This is a genomic window from Actinoplanes sp. NPDC089786 (assembly GCF_040684855.1).
Classification (GTDB): domain Bacteria; phylum Actinomycetota; class Actinomycetes; order Mycobacteriales; family Micromonosporaceae; genus Actinoplanes.
Genome location: NZ_JBFBGU010000006.1, coordinates 304,501 through 324,941 on the forward strand (window position 1 = coordinate 304,501; position 20,441 = coordinate 324,941).

The 20,441-nt window shown below is 74.8% G+C and carries 19 protein-coding genes; 9 read left to right on the top strand and 10 right to left on the bottom strand.

All coding sequences use genetic code 11. The annotated features are described in order from the left end of the window. On the top strand, positions 1–1,107 hold the full coding sequence (locus AB0O15_RS21810) for a DUF58 domain-containing protein (protein ID WP_364321209.1): 1,107 nt from the start codon (positions 1–3) through the stop codon (positions 1,105–1,107). After that, positions 1,086–3,227: a transglutaminaseTgpA domain-containing protein gene (locus AB0O15_RS21815; protein ID WP_364321212.1), complete on the top strand. Its 2,142-nt coding sequence runs from the start codon at positions 1,086–1,088 to the stop codon at positions 3,225–3,227. Before AB0O15_RS21810 ends, AB0O15_RS21815 begins: the two co-directional genes overlap by 22 nt. On the opposite strand, the gene AB0O15_RS21820 is transcribed toward AB0O15_RS21815, so the two are convergent. Further along, positions 3,184–4,440 (bottom strand): hypothetical protein, encoded by a 1,257-nt coding sequence (locus AB0O15_RS21820; RefSeq protein ID WP_364321215.1) that lies wholly within the window; start codon positions 4,438–4,440, stop codon positions 3,184–3,186. The two genes, AB0O15_RS21815 and AB0O15_RS21820, sit on opposite strands and share 44 nt — an antisense overlap. A gap of 133 nt (positions 4,441–4,573) precedes the next feature. Here AB0O15_RS21820 and eccD point away from each other — a divergent pair, with 133 nt between their 5' ends. Next, complete coding sequence (eccD, locus tag AB0O15_RS21825) at positions 4,574–5,893, top strand: type VII secretion integral membrane protein EccD (protein WP_364321218.1); 1,320 nt, start codon at positions 4,574–4,576, stop codon at positions 5,891–5,893. A 1-nt stretch (position 5,894) separates the two neighbouring features. Beyond that, positions 5,895–7,301 carry a type VII secretion protein EccB gene (gene eccB, locus AB0O15_RS21830; protein ID WP_364321221.1) on the top strand — a complete coding sequence of 469 codons (1,407 nt, stop codon included), beginning with the start codon at positions 5,895–5,897 and terminating at the stop codon, positions 7,299–7,301. Between the two features lie 2 nt (positions 7,302–7,303). On the opposite strand, the gene AB0O15_RS21835 is transcribed toward eccB, so the two are convergent. From AB0O15_RS21835 to AB0O15_RS21845, 3 genes are read right to left on the bottom strand one after another with little or no spacing between them, the layout of a single operon-like run. Then, positions 7,304–7,678, bottom strand: coding sequence for a VOC family protein (locus AB0O15_RS21835; RefSeq protein ID WP_364321224.1), 375 nt, complete (start codon positions 7,676–7,678; stop codon positions 7,304–7,306). Between the two features lie 23 nt (positions 7,679–7,701). Further along, entirely contained in the window at positions 7,702–8,523 is an 822-nt protein-coding gene (locus AB0O15_RS21840; RefSeq protein WP_364321227.1) for an alpha/beta hydrolase, read from the bottom strand. A gap of 12 nt (positions 8,524–8,535) precedes the next feature. After that, positions 8,536–9,324 (bottom strand): poly-gamma-glutamate hydrolase family protein, encoded by a 789-nt coding sequence (locus AB0O15_RS21845; protein WP_364321230.1) that lies wholly within the window; start codon positions 9,322–9,324, stop codon positions 8,536–8,538. Positions 9,325–9,374: 50 nt separating this feature from the next. Here AB0O15_RS21845 and AB0O15_RS21850 point away from each other — a divergent pair, with 50 nt between their 5' ends. Continuing rightward, positions 9,375–9,956 carry a nucleotidyltransferase family protein gene (locus AB0O15_RS21850; RefSeq protein ID WP_364321233.1) on the top strand — a complete coding sequence of 194 codons (582 nt, stop codon included), beginning with the start codon at positions 9,375–9,377 and terminating at the stop codon, positions 9,954–9,956. A 19-nt stretch (positions 9,957–9,975) separates the two neighbouring features. Here AB0O15_RS21850 and AB0O15_RS21855 read toward each other — a convergent pair whose 3' ends face one another. From AB0O15_RS21855 to eccCa, 3 genes are read right to left on the bottom strand one after another with little or no spacing between them, the layout of a single operon-like run. Beyond that, a complete protein-coding gene (locus AB0O15_RS21855; RefSeq protein WP_364321236.1) occupies positions 9,976–11,289 on the bottom strand; it encodes a hypothetical protein in 1,314 nt (437 codons plus the stop codon). Positions 11,290–11,292: 3 nt separating this feature from the next. Further along, complete coding sequence (locus AB0O15_RS21860) at positions 11,293–11,592, bottom strand: hypothetical protein (protein ID WP_364321239.1); 300 nt, start codon at positions 11,590–11,592, stop codon at positions 11,293–11,295. A 22-nt stretch (positions 11,593–11,614) separates the two neighbouring features. Next, a complete protein-coding gene (eccCa, locus tag AB0O15_RS21865) occupies positions 11,615–15,511 on the bottom strand; it encodes a type VII secretion protein EccCa (RefSeq protein WP_364321242.1) in 3,897 nt (1,298 codons plus the stop codon). 123 nt (positions 15,512–15,634) lie between these two features. On the opposite strand from eccCa, the gene AB0O15_RS21870 reads away from it, so the two are divergent. Continuing rightward, positions 15,635–15,979, top strand: a complete 345-nt coding sequence (locus AB0O15_RS21870) for a hypothetical protein (RefSeq protein ID WP_364321245.1) — start codon at positions 15,635–15,637, stop codon at positions 15,977–15,979. Positions 15,980–15,981: 2 nt separating this feature from the next. After that, a complete protein-coding gene (locus AB0O15_RS21875; protein WP_364321248.1) occupies positions 15,982–16,287 on the top strand; it encodes a hypothetical protein in 306 nt (101 codons plus the stop codon). A gap of 54 nt (positions 16,288–16,341) precedes the next feature. Here the strand turns inward: AB0O15_RS21875 and mycP are convergent, their stop codons facing one another. Next, positions 16,342–17,538, bottom strand: a complete 1,197-nt coding sequence (gene mycP / locus AB0O15_RS21880) for a type VII secretion-associated serine protease mycosin (RefSeq protein WP_364321251.1) — start codon at positions 17,536–17,538, stop codon at positions 16,342–16,344. A 195-nt stretch (positions 17,539–17,733) separates the two neighbouring features. Between mycP and AB0O15_RS21885 the strand changes: the two genes are divergently transcribed. Next, entirely contained in the window at positions 17,734–18,174 is a 441-nt protein-coding gene (locus AB0O15_RS21885) for a hypothetical protein (protein ID WP_364321254.1), read from the top strand. Positions 18,175–18,188: 14 nt separating this feature from the next. Next, entirely contained in the window at positions 18,189–18,614 is a 426-nt protein-coding gene (locus tag AB0O15_RS21890) for a PPOX class F420-dependent oxidoreductase (RefSeq protein ID WP_364321257.1), read from the top strand. Here the strand turns inward: AB0O15_RS21890 and AB0O15_RS21895 are convergent. Continuing rightward, positions 18,611–20,104, bottom strand: a complete 1,494-nt coding sequence (locus tag AB0O15_RS21895) for an FAD-binding oxidoreductase (protein ID WP_364321260.1) — start codon at positions 20,102–20,104, stop codon at positions 18,611–18,613. The two genes, AB0O15_RS21890 and AB0O15_RS21895, sit on opposite strands and share 4 nt — an antisense overlap. A 27-nt stretch (positions 20,105–20,131) precedes the next feature. Then, positions 20,132–20,389, bottom strand: coding sequence for a hypothetical protein (locus AB0O15_RS21900; RefSeq protein ID WP_364321263.1), 258 nt, complete (start codon positions 20,387–20,389; stop codon positions 20,132–20,134). Between the last annotated feature and the right edge of the window lie 52 nt (positions 20,390–20,441).

Below are 20,441 nucleotides of genomic sequence, written 5' to 3' on the forward strand. Positions count from 1 at the left end.
GTGCGGCTCACCGGCCGGGGCATCGCGGCCTCTGTGGCGGCGGTGCTGCTGCTGGCGGCCGGCCTGTGGCTGCGGTTCCCGGTGCTGACCACGCTGGGCGCGATCCTGGCCGGGGCGGTGCTGGTCGCGGTCGCGCTGACCGCGCCGCCGCTGGAGGTCCGGGTGCACCGGGTGGTGCATCCCGATCGGGTCGAGCGGGGCCGGCCGGCGCTGGCCCGGCTGCGCGTCCGCAGCACCGGGAAGCGTCGCCAGGCCGGCTTCACCGCCGAGGACGCCGCCGGTGGGGCGACGCGCGAGGTGCGGTTGCCCGGGCTGCTGCCGGGGGCGGAAGCGACCCGCAACTACGAGTTGCCCACGGCCGTACGCGGACGGTTGACGGTCGGCCCGCTGACCCTGCACCGCGCCGACCCGTTCGATCTGGCCCGGCGGGCGCTGGCCACCGGCGAGACCACCACGCTGTGGGTGCATCCGCGTCAGCACGCCGCCCGGGCGCTGGTCGCGGGCGTGCCCCGGCACCACCACGAGGGCGCGCCGGACGTCACCCTGCGCGGGTCGGTCGAGCTGCTCGACGTCCGCGAGTACGTGCCCGGCGACGAGGTGCGCCACCTGCACTGGAAGGCGACCGCGCGAACCGGCCGGCTGATGGTCCGTGACCTGGCCGACCCGCGCCGCGGCCGTACCACGGTGCTGCTGGACAACCGGCCGGGCGCGCTGACCCCGGCGTTCTTCGAGGAGGCGGTGGATCTGGCCGCCTCGCTGCTGTGCGCGTCGACCCGGGCCGCCCAGGACACCCGCCTGCTCACCTGGTCGGGCCGGGAGGTCGCGGTGCAGGGCGGGCCGCTGGCCACGAGACGGCTGCTGGACGAGCTGAGCGAGGTGCGGCAGGACGCCGCCGGCGACGTCCCGCGGGTGCGGCCCGGCGGGGGACTGGTGCTGATCACCGGGGGCGGCACAACGGTGGAGGCGGTGCTGGCCCGGCGGTCCGGGTTCGCCGAGGTGGTGGTGGTCGCCCTGGGCGGGTGGCTGGAGGCTCCGGCCGGGGTACGCGTGTTCCGCGCGCTCGGTGCGGCACAGGCGGTGCGGCAGTGGAACGAATCACTGGGCTGACCTGGCGTGCGGCCGGCCCGGTGCTGGCCGCCGTCATCGCCGGGCTGTTCTTCGCGCCGGTCTACGGCCTGACCCCGCTGCTCGCGCCGGTCCTGATCCCGGCGGCCGTGGTGCTGGCCGTGACGCTGATCTGCGGGCGCCGCCCGGTCCTGCTCGACTGGCGCCCCCTGCTGTCCACCGTGGCCGGTCTGCTGGCCGTGGCCGAGACGCTGCTGTTCGGCACGACGCTGGCCGGGCTGCCGACCGGGTCCACCATCACCGCCCTGGCCGGCGGGGTGACCTCCTCCTGGCAGCAGGTGCTGGAGTCGACCTGGCCGGCCCGGCCCGACGCCGGCCTGCTGCTGTTCGTCCCGCTGCTGGTCACGGTGGCCGCGGTGCTGGGCGCGGAACTGGTGCTGCGGCTGCGGTCGCCGCTGGCCGCGCTGCTGCCGAGCCTGGCCGTGGTGGTGCTGAGCCAGTGCTACGCCGCGCTGACGCCGGGCGCCGCGGTGGCCGGGGCGCTGGCCTACGCCGTGGCGGCGGCGCTCACGCTGGCCACCCGGGCGACGCTGCCGAGGCTGGTGGCGGCCGGCGCGGCGAGCGTACTCCTGGCCGGTCTGTGTCTGGTTCTGCTGCCGGACGGCCGGGCCCGGTTCTCGTTGTACAACGGCCGGCCCGCGCCCGTGCCGGCGTTGCTGCCGGCCAACCCGCTGGACGAGGTCGCCTTCCGGCTCGGAAATCGGAACACCGAGGTGTTCCGGGTCGCCCGTGGGTCCGATGTGGACCGCTGGCCGCTGGTGGTGCTCGACGACTTCGACGGGGTGAGCTGGAATCCGTCGGCGAGGTACCGTCGGATGGGCACGCTGCTGCCGCCGGGACCGCAGGTGCTGATCGGCACCAGCCTCCGGACGGCCGACCTGACCGTCACCGACACCGGCGGGCCGTGGCTGCCCAGCCAGACCTGGCCCGCCTCGGTGACCGGGATCGAGCCGCTGGTCATCCCCGAGTACGGCACCCTGCTGCGGGAGGACGTGCCGTCCGGGCCGGCGGAGTACACGCTGAGCTGGTGGCAGCCTGACGTGGCCGTGGACGGGACGACGCTCGGCAGCGCCGCGATCGACCCGACGGCGTCCAGCGGTCTGAACGACCTCCCCGACGTGCCCGACGAGGTGCAGCGGCTGGCCGACGAGGCGATGAGCGGCCAGCTGCCGACGTTCCAGGGCGCGCTGGTGCTCGAGAAGTTCCTGAGCACCCGCTACCACGCGGCGGACGGGCGGCCCCTGCCTACCGGGCACGGCTGGCCGCAGATCAAGAAGTTCCTGCTGGACACCAAGGACGGCACGAGCGAGCAGTTCGCCGCGGCGTACGTCGCGCTGGCCCGGATCGTCGGCATCCCGGCGCGGCTCGTGGTCGGCTACCGCACGCCCCGGCCCGAGGCGAACGGCGACATCGTGGTCCGGAACGGCAACATCTACGCCTGGCCCGAGGTGGCGGTCCAAGGGGTCGGCTGGGTGCCGCTGGACCCGTTCGAGTCGGCCTCCGGCGCCACGGCCACGGCCGGGACCGGGCTGGCCGCGGCGGTCTCCGGCGCCCGGGCCGCGCTGCCGCCGACCCAGGACCTGCGCGAGCCGCAGATCACGACGATCGGGCCGGCGCCGTCGCCCGCCCCGGATCGGCCGGTCCTGACCTGGACGGCCGTGCTGGCGGTGCTGCTCCTGGGCTGGCCGGTCGGCGTGCCGGCACTGTGGACGGTGCGGTCGTGGCGGCGCCGGCGGCGGGACGGTGCGGCGGCCGTGCTGGGCGCGTGGGCCGAGGTGCGGGATCGGCTGCGGGCGTACGGCGTGCCGGTCACGCCCGGCATGACCGTGCGTGACCTGGGCGCCGCCGCCGGGCCGGTCGCCGACGACGGGACGGTGGCCGAGATCCGTACCCTGGCCAAGACCGTCGACCGGACGCTGTGGTCGGGCGCGCGGCCGGCCGACGAGGAGGTCGTCCGGGCCTGGACGTCGGTCCGGGCGGTTCGTGGCGGCCTGGCCCGGCGCGGTCGCCTCGCCCGCGTCCGCGCCCTGCTCAACCCCCGCCCCCTGCTTCCGCCGGCTAGCGACGGCAGACGGCGCCGCGGATGGCCTTGGGCGCGCTGACCCAGCTCTCCAGTCCGTTCGTGGCCTGGACCTCGAAGCAGTACATGCGGCCCCGCTCCACCTGCACCCGGTGGGTCGTCCGACGACCCACGGGCTTTGTCTCGGCCTTCCCACCGCCCGGGGCCCAGGCCACCACGAAGTCCAGGTTGGGCAGGTCGCTGGTCCAGGTCAGTTCGACCACGGTGCCGAGGTCCTTGGGCGGGGCCAGTTCCAGGTGTACACCGGGGGCGCTCGCGCCCGGCGACGGCGCGGCGCTGGACGCGGCGGCGACCGGCGGGTTCACCGGCGGCACGTCCATGTCCCGGGGCTGGTTGAGCACGACCAGGGCCACCACCACGGCGAGCAGCGCCGCCACGGCCGCGGCGGCCAGCACCGAAGGCCGGGGGAGACGCCGTGGTTTCTCCGGGCCGAACTCGATGATCGGGGCGCCGGCCGGCCGCGGTCCGATGTCGGCCACCGGTCCGGCCAGCCGACCGGCCACCTCGGCCGGCCGTCGCTCCGGGTCCTTCTCCAGCAGGTCGCGGACCAGGTCGGCCAGCCAGGACGGCAGGTCGTCGCGTTCGATCGGGGGCGGCGGCTCGGTCAGCACCCGCAGCAGGTGATCGCCCTCGGGCTCGCCGGGCCGGGCCGGGAACGGCGGCGACCCGGCCAGGGCCAGGTGCAGGATCGCGCCCAGCCCGTACCGGTCAGCGCGCTCGTCCAGCACGCCGTCCCGGATCGTCTCCGGCGCCCGGTAGCCGGTGTCGTGCTCCGGCGGGTACGCCCGCCGCACGGCCACCCCGAAGTCGGTCAGCACCGGCTCGCCCGACTCCCGGAACAGCACGTTGCCCGGGGTCACGCCGCCGTGCACGACCCCGGCCACGGCCAGCGCCTCGGCCAGCGCCCCGCCCAGCGCGACCGTGTCCGGCACGGACAGCGGGCCGAACGCCTCGATCAGCTCGGGCAGCGACTGCGTGCACAACTCCCGGCGCAGCGCCGTGCGGCCGTCGGGCAGGTCGACGAGCCGGTCGGCCACCACGATCGGCGCGCCCGCCGCCGGACCGGCGAGCTTGCGCAGCTCACCCTCCACCTCGGAGCGGGTCCGCCGGTCGAGTCGCCCCGGCAGCACCTTCAGCACCCACGCCGCACCGCTGCCGGCCTGCACCGCGGCCAGGGCCGAGCCCGGGCCGTCGCCCAGCGGCACCAGGTCGCCGTACTCGTCGTCGATCGTCATGGCGCGCTCATCCTCATGTCCGCTAGCGGCCGTTGCCGTTCCCTCGCACCCACTGCCCGCCCATCGTAGGAAGGCGGGCCACCGCGCACCCACCGCCCGGCAGGATGCTGCCTCGTCAACAGGGGGATCCATCATGAACACCACCGGCCTGGTGCGGGTGACCGTGGCGGCCCCGGCCCGCCGGATCGACCTGGCCCTGCCCGACCGGGCCCCGGTCGCCGACCTGCTGCCCGGCCTGCTGCGCCGGGCCGCGCCCACCGACACCACCCCGGACGCGGGTTGGGTGCTGCGCCGCCCGGACGGCGCCCCGATCGAGCCGGCCGCCACCCTCGCCGCCCAGCATGTCCGCGACGGCGAGGTGCTGCACCTGGTGCCGGGCTCGCTGGTCTGGCCCGAGCTGGAGTACGACGACCTGGTCGACGCGATCGCCGGCGCGGCCGGGCGGGCGGGCCGGCTGTGGGGACCGCGGCACACCCGGATCGCCGGGCTGGCGGCGGCCGCCCCCGCGGTCGGGCTGATCCTGGTGGCCGTCGCGCGGGCCGGGGCCGGGCCGGCGGCGTTGCTGGTGGCGGCGGCCCTGCTGGCCGGCGGGACACTGCTGGCCCGGACCGGCGGCGACTCCGGCGCCGGGGCGGTGCTGGCCGGGCTGGCGCTGCCGGCCGCGTTCCTGGGCGGGGAGCTGACCATCGGCGTGCCGATCCTGGGGGGATGTGCGGCGGTGCTGGTGGCGGCCACGGCCGGGGTGATCGGGGTGGCCGACCGGGTGCCGGTGTTCGTCGCGGCGGCGGTGGCGGCGCTGCTCTGCGGACCGGCGGCCGCGTTCGTCCTGATCGGCCTGGCCACGCCGGCCGGAGCGGCGGCGGCCGTGGCGTCGGTGGTGTTCCTGTTCTCGCCGCTGCTGGGGCCGCTGGCCGCACGGCTCGGCCGACTGCCCGCGCCGACGCTGCCACGCACCGCGGCCGACCTGGTGCGCGACGACCCGCAGCCGGCCCGGTCGGCGGTCGAGCAGGCGGTGATCCGGTCCGACGCGCTGCTCACCGGGATGCTCTGGGGCGGGGCGCTGACCGCGTCGGTCGCCGCCCTGCTGCTCGCCACCGGGCGGGGCGTGTCGACGGTGATCCTGCTGGCCGTGCTGGCGCTCGGGTACGGCGTACGCGCGCGCCTCTATCCGGCCGTACGCCACCGCCTGCCGTTGCTGATCGCGGCCGTGACCATCGCCGTGGCCCTGGCCGCCACCTGGCGCGCGATCCATCCGCCGGAGTTCGCCGTGCCGATCCTGCTCGCCCTGGTCGCGCTGGCCGTGGCGGCCGGGCTCACCTACAGCCGCCGCCCGCCCGGCGCCGCCCTCGGCCGGTACGCCGAGCACTTCGAGACCGTGCTGGTGCTCGCCTGTGTGCCGGTGCTGTGCGCCGTGCTGCAGCTGTTCGGCCTGGTCCGCGGGCTGGCGGGCTGACATGGCCACCCGCCGCGACCTGCTTCAGGCGCACCGCTTCCTGGGCCAGCGGGTGCACTCCGCCCTGGTCATCCACGAGACCGACCCGGAACAGCCGCCGTTCCGCCGCCCGGCCATCGCCGCCTGGGGGAGCGTCGCGCTGGCCGTGCTGGGGCTGGTCGCCGTGGGCGCGTACGGCTTCTTCCGGCCCGGCGGCAACAACGCCTGGCGGGACGGGAAGGCGGTGATCGTGGTCAAGGAGACCGGCGCCCGCTACGTCTACCTCGACCAGACGCTGCACCCGGTCCTCAACTACACGTCCGCGCTGCTCGCGCTGGGTGCCAACGGTCCCACCCGCTCGGTCTCCCGGGAGTCGCTGATGGGCGTCGCGCGCGGCCCGGCGATCGGCATCCCGGACGCCCCCGACACGCTGCCCGCCGCCGCCGGCGTGCTCGGCGCGGGCTGGTCGCTGTGCTCGCAGACGTCGGCCGACGCGACCGGCGCCGCCGTCGACACCTCGACTCTGCTGGTCGGCGCCGACCCGGCCGGCGCCCGCCCGATCGGGGAGCAGGCGCTGCTGGTCAAGGTGCCCGAGTCCGGCGACGAACACCTGATCTGGCACGGCCGGCGGCACCGGATCCGGCACACGGACGCGACCTTGGTCGGGCTCGCGCTGCGCGCGGAGCCGGTGGCCCGGGTGGGAACCGCGCTGGTCGACGTGCTTCCGGCGGGCGAGGCGATCGGCCCGCTTCCGGTACGCCGGGCCGGCCGCCCGTCGCGGGCCGTGCCGGGCCGGGCCGACCTGAGGGCCGGTCAGCTGCTCGTGGTCGACACCGGCGGCGAGGCGCAGTACTACCTGGCCGAGGAGGACCGGCTGCGGCCGATCACCGCGTTCCAGTCCGAGATCCAGCTCGCCGCCCCGGTCACGGCCGACGCCTACCCCGGCAACGAGCCGGCGCTGATCCCGCTCGGGGTGTCGGCGGCGGCCACCGCGGCTACCGGCGGGCCCGAGGCGTCACCCGGCGCGGCGCCCGCGACCCGTCCGCAGTTCGCCCCGGCCGGCGGCGGCCCGGTGTGTGTCACGTACGACGACGGCGCGGGGGTTCCGCGGGTGCGCGTGGGTGGCCGGCTGCCCGCGACCTCGGTGCCGACCCGGGGGCGTACGGCCGGCGGGCTGCCCCTGGCCGACCGCGTGCACGTCCCGCCGGGCCGGGTGGCGGTGGCCGAGGTGCTGCCCAGCGCGGCGGCCGGCGCCGGCACGCTGATGGTGGTCACCGACCAGGGGCGGGCGTATCCGCTGGCCGGCCGGGAGGTGCTGGGCATGCTCGGCTACGGCAAGGTCCGGCCGGTGCGGCTTCCGGCGACCCTGGTGTCCCGGGTGCCGCTGGGCGCGGGCCTCGACCCGGCCCATGCCCGTGATCCGGTCTGACCTCAGGCGTTCTGCCAGAGGCCGACCAGGTTGCCCTCGGTGTCGTGGAAGTAGGCGCTCCAGCCCATGTCGCCGACCGGCTGGCGGCCGATCGCCACCGTGCCGCCCAGCTTCTCCACCCGGGCCAGCGCGTCGTCGAGGTCGTCGACCCCGATCGTGATCAGCGGCGCCTGGATCGGGCCCTGCCGCTTCAGCATGCCGCCGTTGATGCCGCCGGCCTCACCGGCCCGCCCCGACTCGTCGCTGGGCGTGGTCGTCGCCAGCACGTACTGGTACTGGGGCATCGGGTTGAGATCCCACCCGAACGCCTCACGGTAGAACGACGTCGCCCGTTCGCCGTCGTCGAACGGCACCTCGAAATGGACCACCTTGTCCATGCTGACCTCCTGTTTTTCGCAGGTTAGCCCGCCGCGGTGATCCGGGCCAGCGCCGCGTCGGCCAGCGCGCCGGGCGCCTCCTCGGGGATCCAGTGGCTGACGCCCTCGAGCGTGACGAGGCGGTAGTCGGCGGTCACCCAGTCGGCGCAGAGGCGCGCGGCGGTCTCGCCGACCGCCGAGTCCTGATCGCTCCAGACGAAGGTGGTGGGCACCGTGACCGGGTCGAGCTCGACCCGCCCGGCCACCTGGATCGCGCGGTACCAGTTGACCCCGCCGGTCAGCCGGGCCGGGTCGCGCATCGCGTCGACGTACAGCTCGCCGCGCTCGCCGATCGGGGCGAGGATCTCGCGGAACCAGGCGAAGTCGTCGGCCCGGCAGGTGTCCTCGCCGTCCGGCGCGGACAGGACGGCCTGGTAGCCGAAGCGCTCGCGCTGGCTCTCGTCCGTCCGGAGCGCCTCGCCCATCGCGTTCAGATGGGGCACCGAGACCGCGGTCAGGGTGTGCACCCGATCGGCGTGCCGGGCGGCGATCACCCAGGCGACGCCGGCGCCCCAGTCATGTCCGATCAGGTGGACCCGGTCGATCCCGAGCTGGTCGAGGACGGCGACGGCGTCCTCGGCCGCCTCGGCCGTCGTGTACGCCGCCACGTCGGCCGGGCGGGCGCCCGGGGCGTAACCGCGCTGGTCGTACGCGATGGTCCGCAGCCCCGCGGCGTGCAGCTTGGGCCGGATCAGATCGAACTCGCGCTGGTCCTGCGGGAACCCGTGCAGGAGCAGCACCGGAGTGCCGTCCTCGGGCCCGCCGGTCACCACGTCGAACGTCAGTCCGCGTGCCTCGATCCGCATCGTTGCGACTCCTCAGCTCAGTGCTGTCCGGGTGGCGGCGACGAACCGCCAGAATAGGTCGGTCGTGGTGTTCTTCCGCTCGGCGGCCGTGTTGGTGCCGAACATCGCGTCTCGCAGCGGCGTGGTCAGCTCGAGCTGGGCGCCGGCGCCGGTGAACGTGCGGTTGCAGATGTTGCGCGGGTCGGTGCCGCCCAGGTCGGTGGCGCCGGCCGCGTCGACCGCCTGGACGCCCGCGTTCTGGAAGGCGGTCAGCAGCCGGCCCTTGAGCGTGGCGTCGAGCCCGCCGACCAGCACCGCCTGGGTGTTCGCGGGCAGACCGGCCTGCTGGGTGGTGCACCCGTGCAGGCTCACCACGCGGGTGGCGCCGGCCGCGAGCAGCACGGCCACCGGGTCGTCGCAATGCGTGGCGGTCACGTGCAGCTCACTGTTCCCGCTGCGCCGCAGCCCCTCGAACATCCAGTAGTCGTGCGCCGGCGCCGTGGCCGCCATCGTCGCCGGGTGGTAGCCGGCCACGGCCAGGCCCAGCTCCGACGTGCCCAGCTCGATCCCGCCGCCGTGCAGCGCCAGGATCGTCGTCTGCGGGAAGGGGCCCTGGTCCTGCTGCGATGCGGCGTGGCGACGGTAGCGCCGGCCGTAGTCGACCCCCTCGGTCAGCGCCGGGTCGGCGTAAAGAGCGGTGTTCGACGGGTACGCGTCGTCGGCCGCACTGGCGACCCCCGGCGCCATCCACTCCAGACCGCCGGCCACCGCCGCCGTCCCACCCAATGCCAGCAATGCCCGCCGTCGCGAAATAGCCCCCATGCCGACCCACCTTAGGAGGCGCCCGCAGCCGACCGGTGAACAATGTGTGCATGGCCACCGACGCCGAGCGACTCCGGGCAATCGTCACCTCGTCCCGCTGGATGACCCGGGTTCTCGACACCGTCGCGGCGTCCGGGCTGCCCGACGCCTGGGTCGGCGCGGGCGCGCTGCGCGACCTGGTGTGGGGTGAGCTGTACGGTCCGGGTTTCGACCCGTCGGTGGTACGCGACGTCGACGTCGTCTACTTCGACCCGGCCCACCTCGACCGCGGCGACGACGACCGGGCGACCGGGCGGCTGGCCGAGCTCTGGCCCGAGCCGCCCTGGGAGGCCAAGAACCAGGCCGCCGTCCACACCTGGTACCACGTGAAGTTCGGCGGCCCGCCCGTCCCGCCCTTCCCGTCGGTCGCCGACGCGGTCGCCACCTGGCCGGAATTCGCGACCGCGGTGGCCGTACGCCGCAATCGCCCGGGCGAGATCGACATCTGCGCGCCGCACGGCCTCGGCGATCTCCTGGCCGGCGTCTGGCGCCGCAACCCGGCCCGCGTCGACGTCCCGTTCTCCCGCACCCGCCTGGCCCGCCACCGCCCGGCCGCCCGCTGGCCCGGCGTGACCGTCATCGAGCCCTCCTGACTCGACGCCCCAAGGCGGTTCAGCGTCGGTGGAAGGGGTCCGGCGGGCGCTCGGCCTCCCACATGTCCTCGCGGAGCGGCTCGGCGGGGTCGGCCGGGGTGGTGGTGCCGGTGAGGAAGTCGGGGGTGGCGGCCATCGGGCCGGTGCGGCCTCGCAGGGCCGGTGGCACGCCGGGGACGTCGTGGAGCGGGCGGTGGCGATGGGTGTCGGCCTCGTCGCCGGGGCCGGGCCGGCCGCCGCTGCCGCCGCCGCCGTGCATGCCCGCGCCGTACAGCGGCGGGATGAGCCGCCCGCGCGCCGCGCCGGAGCCGGCAACGCCCGCCGGGGCACGACCCACCGCACCGGCCGCCGGCGCGCCACCGGCCACGGGCGCCCCGCCGGTGAGATTGCGCCCGGCTTGCGGAATCACGCCCGCCCCGACGACCGGGGCGATCCCGCCGCCGATCCCGCCGCCGATCCCGCCGATCCCGCCGCCGCCCAGCCCGGCCGAGCCGATGCCCGCCGGGGAGATGCCACTGATCGGGGTGATGGCCCCGCCGGCCAGCGAAGGGGTGAGTGAGGGGGTGTAGGGGGGCGTGAGAGAGGGGCTCGGGCTCAACGGCGGGAGCGACCCGGCGAGTCCGGGGGAGACCGGGGACATGGGCGGGATGGTCGCGCCGGGTGAGACCGGCGCGGGAGCGGAACCACCACCACCGACGCCCTCGGGGGCCGTCGCCGCCATTGTCGAGGGGTCGGCGCCGGCGCCCGCGCCGGCGCCGGCGGGTTCGGCCCCACCGATCTCGGCCCCGGCGGCCGCCGCCGCGCCGGCGCCCGGCCCGTCCCAGGCCGTGCCGGCGGACGCGCCGGAGACCCGGGCGGCCGCATCCGCGAACTGGCCGTCGAGCTCCGCCAGCATCGCCGCCGCCGCCTGCACGATCCCGGCGAGCTCGATCTCGAGGGCCGCGAGGCCGGCCTCGTCGGCGACGACCGTGGCCGCGACCTGGTTGTACTCGTTCGCCTTGTCGCGGATGCCCTGCACGGTGGTTCGCACCGCCGCCCCCAGCTGCGCGACCATGGCCGGCAGGTTCGCCGCGGTCAGCGCCGTCTCCCAGCCGCCGACCGTGCCGGCGCTGCCGTCCAGCTGTTCGCTGCACGACGTGCCGATCTCGTCCTTCCACGTGTCGGACACCCCGAGCGACGTGTTGCGGAGGGTTCCGGCGGTGACACCCAAGCCGTCGGCCACGGTCTGCCAGGCCGCGCCGCTGTCCTCCAGGGCCGGAACGTGGCCGTTCAGCTGCGCCACGGCCTGGTCGAGGATCCGCTGCATGGCGCCGGTCAGGTCAGGCTGTCCCACGGTTCATCTCATCTCCTTGACGGCGTTGGTCTCGCCGGCGTCGTAGTTGTCGGCGCCGGCCTGGATCATCGCGGCGTACGCCGGGACCCCGGCCTCCACCGCCGTGCAGAACGTGATGATGTCGTCCGCGACCTGGGCGGCCGCCAGGCTGAACTGCCGGCAGCCGGGCATCGGGTCGCCACATAGTGCCGTGGACGCCTTCGCCCTCGTCGCCGCTTCCTTCGCGGCCATGATGTCCGCCGGGTCGAGCGCTTGGGCCACGTCGCGCAGCCCGCCGGTCTCGGCGTCCATGAGATCCGCCATGTCGTCAACCTTCCTCACGATGTCAGTCCTCATCGGACGGTGGGTGCCAGGCGAGCTGGATCATCCGGGGTGGCTCGCCGCGGGTGATGAGCCGGCCGCGCCCGGGCGGCAGGTGCTCGGCGCGCAGCCCGCCGAGCAGCGGTCCCTCGGCGCGGTCGCCGCTGAGCAGCACGCCGGGCGTGCCGACGTCCCGGAGCCGGGACAGGAACGGTTCGAACAGCGCCCGCCCGGCCCCGCCGCTGCGCCGGGTCACCACGAGGTGCAGGCCGAGTTCGCGGCCCTGCGGCAGGAACTCGAACATCGGCTGGAGCGGATCGTCCATCCGGCTGGCCACCAGGTCGAGGTCGTCGATCAGGACGAACAGCTCGGGTCCCGTCCACCACGACCGTTTGCGCAGCTGATCCGGCGTCACATCGGGCCCGGGGAGCCGCTGCCGCAGGGCCAGCGCCGCCTCGGTCATCAGCTTGCGGGTGCCGCCGGCGCTGGTGCCGTGGCCGAGCAGATGGGTCTCGGGCACCTCGCCGAGCAGCCCGCGCCGGTGGTCGACCAGGATGATCCGGGCCTGCTGCGGCGACCGGCCGGCGACGATCCGCTTGGCCAGCGTACGCAGGAAGCCGGTTTTTCCGGACCGTCCGTCACCGACCAGGACCAGGTGCGGCTCGGCCGCGAAGTCCACCCGCGCCGGCCCGAGATCCTGTTCGTCGAGGCCGATCGGCAGGGCCAGGCCGTCGTCCGGCGCCGGCAGGTCGGTGTGCGGAACCAGAGCGGGAAGCAGCCGTACGCGCGGAGCACGCTCCCGCGGCCACTGCTGGGCGACGGCCTGCACCAGCGCGGCGGTGGCCTCCCGCAGCCCGTCCTCCGCGCGTACCCCGTCGATCCGCGGCAGCGCCAGGTGCATCTGATGCTTGGACGGCGCGATGCCCCGGCCCGGCGCGTTCTCCGGCACCCGCTGCGCCGCGGCCCGGTCGATCATGGTGTCGACCGGCTCGCCGAGCCGCAGCTCGACCCTGGTGGCGAACAGGTCCCGCATGGCCGGCCGCAGCTCGAACGACCGCGCCGCCGAGACGATCAGGTGCACCCCGTAGGCGAGGCCCCGCGCCGCCAGGTCGGTGAACCGGTCCTCCAGGTCGTCGAACTCCTTGCGGACCGTGCCCCAGCCGTCCACGACCAGGAACACGTCGCCGTACGCCTGCCCGGCGTGCTCGCCCCGGGCCCGGGCCTCGCGGTAGTCGGCGATCCCGTCGATCTCGTGCTCGGCGAACCACCGTTCCCGCTCGTTCAGCAGCGTGGTCACCTGGGCGACGGTCCGCCGTACCGCGCCGGTGTTCTGCCGGTTGGCGATCCCGCCGACGTGCGGCAGCCCGCGCAGCGCGCTGAGCCCGCCGCCGCCGAAGTCGAGGCAGTAGAACTGCACGTCGCGCGGCGAGTGGGCGAGGGCCAGCGAGGCGATCACGGTACGCAGCGCGGTGCTCTTGCCGCTGCGCGGCCCGCCCATCACCAGCAGGTGCCCGGCGCCCGCGGAGAGGTCGATCAGGTACGGGTCCCGGCACTGCTCCAGCGGCTTGTCGACGATGCCGATGAACGCGTTGAGGGGCTCGAACCCGCCGCTGGCCGCCACGTCCAGCGTGGGCGGGGCGGACAGCGGTGGCAGCCACACCTGATGGGCCGGTGTGCCCTGCCCGGCGAGCCGGCCGACCAGGATGTCCAGCAGGCTGTCACCGGTGTCCCGGTCCGGGTCCGACACCGGTGTCACGGGCGCGGCGGCCGGGCGCAGGTAGGCGGTGGTCCAGTCCAGCAGCTCGATGTCATCGGTGTCGTCGCCCGTGATCGCGCCGGGTCCGGGCCGCCGGTGCACCCCGGACACGTACGCCGACTTGAAGCGCACCAGCGGCTCCATGCCGTACTGGAAATAGCCGTGCCCCGGCGCGCGCGGCAGCTCGAACGCGTCGGTCACCCCGATCACCGCCCGGCTCTCCATCGCCGAGAACGTGCGCAGCCCGATCCGGTAGGAGAGGTGCCCGTCCAGCCCGCGCAGCCGCCCCTCCTCGAGCCGCTGACTGGCCAGCAGCAGGTGCACGCCCAGCGACCGGCCCAACCGTCCGATCTGGACGAACATGTCGATGAAGTCGGGCTTGGCCGACAGCAGCTCGCTGAACTCGTCGCAGACCACCAGCAGGGTGGGCACCTGGGGGAGCGGGGCGCCGGCCACCCGGGCCCGCTCGTAGTCCCGGAACGACGCGAAGTTCCCGGCCGCGTGCAACAGTTCCTGCCGGCGTCTCAGCTCGCCGTTGAGCGCGTCGGTCATGCGGTCGACCAGCGGCAACGCGTCGACCAGGTTGGTGATCACGGCGCTGGTGTGCGGCAGCGCGTCCATCCGCGCGAACGTCGCGCCGCCCTTGAAGTCGATCAGCGCGAAGTTCAGCTCGTTCGGCGGATGCGTGACCGCGAGCCCGAGCACCAGCGTGCGCAGCAGCTCCGACTTGCCCGAGCCGGTGGCGCCGATCAGCAGACCGTGCGGGCCCATGCCGTCCTCGGCCGACTCCTTCAGATCCAGTTCGATGGGTACGCCGTCCGCGCCCACGCCGAACCGCACCCGCAGCCGGTCCCGGGCCGGCCGCGGCCGCCAGCCGTGCTCCGGCCGGTGCGTCCACGGGTCGCCCAGGCCGAGCAGGTCCTCCAGCCCCAGGTCGGCGGCCAGGGCCGGCTCGCCCGGGTCGGAGCCGGACAGCCGCAGCGGCGCGAGCTGCCGGGCCAGCCCTTCGGCGGCCGTGGTGGCCAGCCCGTCCGCGGCGCCCAGCACGGTGCGCCCGTCCATCCCCAGCACCGCCAGCTCACCCTCCGGCGACACCTCCAGCACCAGCGTGCCCCGGTCCATCGCCCGTGGCGCCGGCCCGAGGTCGAGCACCACCACGCCTTCCAGCCCGCCGCCCAGGTGCTCGGGACCGTGCAGGTCGGCGCCGTCACGGACGACCACGAGCTGCGGCGATCCGACCGGGTAGCGGCCGTTCGGGTCGAACCGGGGCCGGTTGGCGAGCATCCCGGCCAGCAGCTGCTCCAGCGCGTTGAGGCTCGGCGCGACCAGCCGCACCGGCCCGGCCGCGTCGGTCAGCGCCGGGTGTCCCGCGTGCGGCAGCCACTTCACCCAGTCCCATTCGGGGAGGCGATCGTGCGGGGCGCAGACCGCGACGCGTACGTCGTCCGGGGCGTGCAGCGCGACCAGCTGGCCGAGCATGGCCCGGACCAGCGCCGCGCCCCGCTCCCGGTCGCCCTGCACATGCACCCGGGCGAACCCGGTCAGCGGCATCGCCAGCGGCATCCCCGGCACCGCCGCGTGCGCCCGGATGAACCGGCGCAGGGCCAGGGCGGACAACGGTTCCAGCTCCTCGAGCGGCTTGGTGCTGGGCGGGACCAGGGTGGTCGCCGGCGACTGCGGCCCGGTGCCCACCCGTACCACCGCGAAGTCCTCGTCGTCGGCCCGCCGCTCCCACAGCCGGGGTCCGGCGGCGACCGCCCACAGCGCGTCCGGCGCCGGGTGCAGGAACGCGGTCGCCGCCCGCTGCCGCTCGATGTCGCGCCGCATCCGGGCCCGGTGCTGGGCCAACCGGCGCAGGTAGAGCCGCCGCGCCTGGGCCATCGCCGAGCTGCTCGGGCCGCTGCCGCGCATGAGCATCACGATGATCACCAGGACCAGCACCGCGCCGACCACGCCGACCACGATCAGCCGCGTCGACGAGCCGTTCGAGCCGGAGTTCAGCCCGTAGAAACCCAGGAGGCCGACCATCGGCAGCAGGTAGAGGATCTGCGAGAGCTGCCGCTGGGTGGGCTCGGGGATCTCCGGCGGAGCCTCCAGGATCAGCTCGCCGGAGGGCGGCTCGGGGGCCGGCCGGCGCGCCGGGCGCCGGACGATGACCGTACTCATGAAGCGATCGTCGCGCCGACGGCGCCGCGCGAACGGGCGCTGGCAGGAAGGTGACGACCCCGGTCCCGGCCCGGCGCCCCGACCTACCTTCGGCACCAGGACGAAGGACGGGAAGGAGTGAACGTGATTTTCGAAGGAATGAACGGCGAGACCGAGGCGATTGCCGGCGGCGGTCAGAACATGGTGACCGTGTCCAGCGACATGGCGGGGTACCAGCAGCGGGTGGCCGGCCTCGGCGACCAGCTGCGACCGTACTTCAACACCGGCGGGTCGTCGGTGATGTGGGAACAGCTGCTGGATGACTTCCACCAGGCGTCGGGCAAGTTGATCTCGTCGTCCGAGCTGATGGGCACCACGTTCGGCCGCACGGCGAACATCATGGACGACTCGGAGGCGCTCGCCAACCGGCAGCTCAGCAACGTCAACATGGAGCGGGCGCTCAACCCGTCCGCCGCAGGGAGGGCATGACGATGGCACGGATCATGGTTGGCCTCGAGCCGATGGGTGACGCCCACCAGCAGATGATCGCGCTGGTGTCGGAGATCATCGACAACGTTTTCCACCTCAAGACCGGCAACGCGGCGGCCTTCGAGGAGTGGCAGGACATCGTCGCTCAGATGGCCGCGACGGACGGCACCACCCCGATGGAACAGTTCGCCCTCTCCCTCTCCAACATGTGGGAGATGCTCACCGGTGGCATGGGCGAGGTGCACAGGGGCTTCTCGGACGCGCACACGCAGACCAAACAGCTGGTCCAGAGCGCAGCGTTCAACTGAGCGGACGAAGGAGGGGAGCGACCGGCCGGTCGCTCCCCTCCTTCGTGCTGTTCCTCAGAAGAGGCGATCAGGCACATCGACCGTGGCGGGGCGATCTGCCAGTGGCGCGGCGCGACGCGGGGGGCGGACGCCGCGGGCCACCACGAACCGGCCGAGCAGCAGGACCAGGCACACCGCCACGGCGACCGCGAGGATCGGCAGCGCCGGGACCGGGGCGCGTGGCACCGGGGCGAGCGGCCGGGACACCGGCGGCACGCTGGCCGGCGCCGAAGTTACCAACTGGTCGGTAACAGCGCGGTACGGGTTCACCAGCCCCGCCCCGTACGCCCGGCTGCCCTGCCCGCCCGGCGCCGGCGTGGCCGTGGCCAGGATCCGCTTCGCCACCTCGGGCGCGGACAGCTCCGGCCAGGCCGAGCGGACCAGCGCCGCGGTGGCCGCCACGAACGGCGCCGCGAAGCTGGTGCCCTGCCAGTACTGGTGCCCGCCGGCCCGGCTCGCGGCGAGCACGTCGCCGCCCGGCGCGACCAGGTCGACCTGCGAGCCGATCTGCGAGCCGTCCAGTCGCTGCCCGGCCTCGTCGATCGCGCCGACCCCGAGCACCCCGTCGTAGGCCGCCGGGTACGACACCTGCGGCGCCCGGCCCCGCTGCCCGTTCCCGGCCGCCGCCACCACGACCACGTCCTTGGCCACGGCGTGCCGGATCGCGTCCCGGATCCGCGGGTGGTCGCCGGCGCCGGCCAGGGACAGGTTCATCACCTTGGCGCCGTGGTCGGCCGCGTACCAGATGCCGCGGGCGAGCACGTCCGGGTCGATCATCTCCACGGCGCCGTCATCGGTGAGGCCGCGATCGCTCACCCGTACCGGCAGGATCGTGGCCCCCGGAGCGAGCCCCGCGAAACCGGCCCCGGCCACCGGCCGCGCCGCGACGATGCTGGCCACGGCCGTACCGTGCGAGTCGCAGTCGAACGCGCCGGGCAGGCTGCCGACCAGGTGGAAGTCCTCGCCGCGGAGCACCGCCCCGCGCGCCCGCAGCTGCGGATGATCGCGGTCGACGCCGGAGTCGACGACCGCGACGGTGACCCCCCGGCCGGTGCTGAACGGCCACACCGAGGCCGGGTCCAGCGTCCGCTGCGCCCACGGCAGCGCGGTGATCACCGGCTGGGCCGGCTGCGGGTTCGAGCAGGCGCCGGCCGGTGGGGCCGCCACCGGCACGGTGGCCGCCATCAGAAGCACAACGTGCGCGATTCCCATGCCCGCATGGTCGCCGCACCGGGGTGGCCGGGTGATTCGCTGACCGGATGCGGTCACCGCGGTTGGGGTCCGGCGCCGGCGAGTTTGATGTACGCCAGGTCACGACCCAATCCGGGCGAGGTGGCGGTGCACAGAACCGACGCGGAATCCGTCTAAGGGGATGTGTCTCACCCGAAGCATCGTCTCCTGAAGGCGATGGAGGACCACGAGTACCTCGCACCCCACCCCGGCGTGGTCTACGCCCGCGTCCAACTGCTGTCCCGCATCTACCGGCGCCGCCGGATGATCATGCAGTCGGCGGGCAGCGCGGTGCTGGGTGCGGGCCTGCTGGTCGGCCTGGTGCAGATGCACGGGTTCATCCAGGGCGACGCGATCCCGTCCGCGCAGGCGCCCGGGGTGGGAACCTTCGTCTCCGCACCGCCGCCGCTCCCGCCGCTCTCACCCAGCGTGACCCCGTCCGAGCCGCATGACCCCGATGAGCCCGAGCGGAACGCGTACTTCGCCGCCGGGTACGGCTGGGAAGAGGCCGAGAAGCTGGCCGCTCTCTGGAACCTGGAGGACCCCGCCGAGGCCAAGGTCAAGGCCGGCGCCCGCCTCCTCGACGGCAAGCGCCTGCCCTTCCGGCCGTTCCACTGAGGCATGATTCGACCATGACTGATTTCGACCCGCGGGCCCTGCTCGCGTCGAGCCGCCTGGGTGTGCTGGCCACCATCAAGGCGAGCGGCCTGCCTCAGCTCTCGCCGGTCACGCCGTACTACGACCAGACCGCCGAGAAGATCTATGTCTCGGTGACCGCGGGCCGCGCGAAGACGGCCAACCTGCGCCGCGACCCGCGCGCCGCGCTCGAGGTGACCAGCGCCGACGGGCGGTCGTGGGCCACCGCCGAGGGCCCGGTCGAGCTGATCGGGCCGGGCGCCGACCCGAACGGCCCCGAGGTCGAGGCCCTGGTCGACTACTACCGCAGCGCGGCCGGCGAGCACCCCGACTGGGACGAGTACCGGTCGGTGATGGTCGCCGACCGCCGCGTCCTGCTGGTCCTGAACGTCAACAAGGTCTACGGCGAAAAGATCGGCTAAAGCGCGTACGCCGACCGGAACAGCTTGCCCGGGTCGGCCGTCGCGCGGACGCGGCGCAGCCGGGCCAGGTTCGGCCCGTGATAGCGGGCCAGCTGCGCCGGGTCGGGTTCGAGGTAGTTGACGTAGCGCCCGACCGACCACGGGGCGACCGCGCGATGGCCGCGGTCGATCCAGGCGTACGCGTCCCGGACGGTCGCCGCGTCGCCCGCCCCGGGCATGATCAGCCACTGCATCAGCGTGTGGGAGCCGCGCCACGGGAAGGCGGTGGCGTCGGTCCGCACCCGGGCCGGGGCGCCCGTGAGCTGCTTGAGCTTGGCGACGCCGGGCCGTCCCGCGTTGGCCCGGTCACGCACCGCGGCCATGATCGCGGCGATCGCCCGCTCGGGCAGCGGCCCGGCGAAGACGTCACTGCCGACGATCTCGGTGCGGCTGTCGAGGCTGTTCGTCCGGTCGTGCACGACGTCCAGGTAGGGCCGCCGGCTCAGCTTCACCGACTGCGGCTCGCGGCCGATCGCCCGCTCGATGGCGCGGGCCTGGTCGTCCGGTGCGGCGCCGATGACAAACCCGTTGATGCGTACGCCCAGAGAACGATCCGCCCCGGCGATGAACTGGAACGACGACCAGGCGCCGCCCGCGCCCGTGATGGCGCGCTGCCAACCGGCCACCGCCGCGGACGCGTCGGCCCACGGGTAGGCGAGGGTGAACTGTCCCGTGGTCGCGGCCGGGAAGGTCCGCATCCGCCACTGCGTGACCACCCCGAACTGCCCGCCGCCACCACCGCGCAACGCCCAGAACAACTCCGGGTCCCGGGCCGCGTCGACGACGCGTTCCCGCCCGTCCGCGGTGACGAGCCGCGCCCCGACCACGGCGTCGCAGGTCATCCCATGCGCGGCCGACGCCATCCCGATCCCGCCGCCCGAGGTGATGCCGCTGATCCCCACGGTGCCGCAGGACCCGGACGGGATGGACACGCCGCGGGCGCCCAGCCGCTCGTACACCTCCATCAGCCGCGCCCCACCGCCGATGGTGGCGGTCCGGCTCGCCGCGTCGTAGCCGACCGCGGCGAGCCGTCGCAGATCCAGCACCAGGGCGGACGCACTGGTCGAGGCGCCGACATAGGAGTGCCCGCCGCCGCGCAGCACCACCGGCACCCCGTTGCGCCGGGCGAAGTTCACCGCCTCGGCGACGTCGGCGGCATGGGCGCAGCGAGCAACCGCGGGTGGCCGTACGCCATCGAACCGCGGGTCGTACAACCGCCGGGCCGCGTCGTACCCGCTGCTCCCCGGCCGTTCCACCGACCCGTCGAGCGAGGCGTCAAGCGCGGCCCAGTCCTTCTCCGACCCGCGCGCGCCGCCGGCAGCCGAGCCGCGCGCGACCCCGGTCGTCGAGCCGTGCGCGACCTCGGTCGCCGAGCCGCGCGCGACCCCGGTCGTCGAGCTGACCAGCGCGGCCGCGCCGGTGGCCAGCAGTGTCCGTCGAGCAAGCACCATGCCGCAATGCTCGCATATCGGACAGCGTTACTCGGCTGCGGCAGCCTCGGTCGGCTCCTCCTCGGCCGTCTCACCTTCGTGGACCGGCGACCCGGTGAGCAGCTCGACCTCCCAGCGCTCGATCAACCCGTCGAGCTCCTCGTCGGTCTCGAGGTAGCTGCGCACCCGGACGCCCAGGCCCAGCTGGTTCGCGGCCCGCAGGTGCTCGGTCACTTCATCGATGCTCGTCAGGTAGTGCGTGGCAATGAGATCGGGCTGTACGAGGGTCTCGTCGAGATCAGTCACCGCACCAGGGTAGAAGGCGGCCGGACATCGATTCCCGTGGGACCTGTCCGTG

Excerpts from the sequence above, each read along its gene's own strand:
- mycP (WP_364321251.1), bottom strand. The coding sequence starts at position 17,538 with ATGGGAATCGCGCACGTTGTGCTTCTGATGGCGGCCACCGTGCCGGTG.
- AB0O15_RS21840 (WP_364321227.1), bottom strand. The coding sequence starts at position 8,523 with ATGCGGATCGAGGCACGCGGACTGACGTTCGACGTGGTGACCGGCGGG.
- AB0O15_RS21845 (WP_364321230.1), bottom strand. The coding sequence starts at position 9,324 with ATGGGGGCTATTTCGCGACGGCGGGCATTGCTGGCATTGGGTGGGACG.
- AB0O15_RS21885 (WP_364321254.1), top strand. The coding sequence starts at position 17,734 with ATGGAGGACCACGAGTACCTCGCACCCCACCCCGGCGTGGTCTACGCC.
- eccD (WP_364321218.1), top strand. The coding sequence starts at position 4,574 with ATGAACACCACCGGCCTGGTGCGGGTGACCGTGGCGGCCCCGGCCCGC.
- AB0O15_RS21875 (WP_364321248.1), top strand. The coding sequence starts at position 15,982 with ATGGCACGGATCATGGTTGGCCTCGAGCCGATGGGTGACGCCCACCAG.
- AB0O15_RS21890 (WP_364321257.1), top strand. The coding sequence starts at position 18,189 with ATGACTGATTTCGACCCGCGGGCCCTGCTCGCGTCGAGCCGCCTGGGT.
- AB0O15_RS21835 (WP_364321224.1), bottom strand. The coding sequence starts at position 7,678 with ATGGACAAGGTGGTCCATTTCGAGGTGCCGTTCGACGACGGCGAACGG.
- AB0O15_RS21820 (WP_364321215.1), bottom strand. The coding sequence starts at position 4,440 with ATGACGATCGACGACGAGTACGGCGACCTGGTGCCGCTGGGCGACGGC.
- AB0O15_RS21860 (WP_364321239.1), bottom strand. The coding sequence starts at position 11,592 with ATGGCGGATCTCATGGACGCCGAGACCGGCGGGCTGCGCGACGTGGCC.
- eccCa (WP_364321242.1), bottom strand. The coding sequence starts at position 15,511 with ATGAGTACGGTCATCGTCCGGCGCCCGGCGCGCCGGCCGGCCCCCGAG.
- eccB (WP_364321221.1), top strand. The coding sequence starts at position 5,895 with ATGGCCACCCGCCGCGACCTGCTTCAGGCGCACCGCTTCCTGGGCCAG.
- AB0O15_RS21895 (WP_364321260.1), bottom strand. The coding sequence starts at position 20,104 with ATGGTGCTTGCTCGACGGACACTGCTGGCCACCGGCGCGGCCGCGCTG.
- AB0O15_RS21850 (WP_364321233.1), top strand. The coding sequence starts at position 9,375 with ATGGCCACCGACGCCGAGCGACTCCGGGCAATCGTCACCTCGTCCCGC.